The sequence below is a fragment of the Leisingera sp. JC1 genome (assembly GCF_001679925.1).
Classification (GTDB): Bacteria; Pseudomonadota; Alphaproteobacteria; order Rhodobacterales; family Rhodobacteraceae; genus Leisingera.
In genome coordinates this window covers 1-1217 of sequence record NZ_LYUZ01000022.1, presented here as the reverse complement: position 1 = coordinate 1217, position 1217 = coordinate 1, and the positions used below count along the sequence as shown (strand labels likewise).

Below are 1217 nucleotides of genomic sequence, written 5' to 3'. Positions count from 1 at the left end.
GGATGCCGCCAGCACCGCGATGGTCAGCCCGGCGAAGGCACGCGCGTATTTGTTCAAGGAAACGGTATTGCATCTGTCTTCTGCCCAGGCGCTGAGCGGTCTTTTGCAGGAGCAGGCCTTTACCCGGCTGGAGGCGGAAGAGATCGGCAGGGCGGCGCAGCGGCTGATGAACCTGGGCGGCGCGCTGGCGCCGGGCAGTCTGGTGGCGCTGCGCTGGCGGCCCAGGCCGTTCGGGCAAGCGGGGCGGGAGCTGCTGCAAATGTCCCTGTACGGGCCGCAGAGCTACCTGGCCAGCCTGGCGCAGACCGGTCCGGGCCGGTTTCAGCTTGCGGCAGATCCCTGGGCCGGGGAGGATTTGCTTTTGCTGTCAGGCAGTAAGCCTGTGCAAGCGGAGCCGGGCCAGCCGCCGCGGTTGCTGGATGCGCTCTATTCCACAGCGCTTCGAAACGGGCTGGCGACCGATCTGGCGGGCGAGCTGATCGTGATGCTGTCCAGGAGCTTTGACCTGGAGCGCCCGGTCTCCGGTGAAGACCGGCTTACGCTGGTGTTTGCCGCCAATCCTGGCCCGGAAGGGCTGGGTTCCGGCCAGGTCCTGTTTGCCGGTGTCGACAGCCCGTCGGGCCAGATGCGCTGTTATGTGACGGCAAGATCCGGGCCGGACAGCGGCTTTGGCTGTTTCAGCTTCTCCGAAGGGGGCGTCGCTGGCATTGAGGCTGTGGATGCGCTGGTCGGCCGGATCGTGCAGGTGGAAAGCGCCGGGCGGGCCGATGCCAGAAACCCGCTGTCCACTGCCACCGGACTGGGGCAGTTCATTGAGGGCACCTGGCTGCGGATGGTGCGCAGCTACCGCCCGGATCTGGTGCAAGGTCTGGCACGGGCAGAGCTGCTGGCGCTGCGGCTGGACCCCGGGCTCAGCCGGGAAATGGTGCGCAACCTGGCACGGGAAAACGAGGCGTACCTGCAGGCGCGGGGGCATCAGACCACCGCCGGGCGCCTGTACCTGGCGCATTTCCTGGGGGCGGAGGGGGCGCACCGGGCCCTGTCCAGTGATCCCTCCTTGGGTGTCGGCGACGTCATGGGCGCGGCAGTGGTGGCTGCCAATCCGTTCCTGGACGGTAAGCGGATTGCGGATCTGCTGGCCTGGGCCGACCGCAAGATGCAGGGGCGGGGCAAGGCGGTTCCGGTGCCCGCCGGGGTGCTGGCCTACAAGCCTACAA

1 pseudogene is annotated in these 1217 nt (G+C 68.0%); it reads left to right on the top strand.

The features are described from left to right. Window positions 1-67: 67 nt before the first annotated feature. A pseudogene (locus A9D60_RS03635) lies at window positions 68-1217 on the top strand (hypothetical protein); the annotation flags it as partial.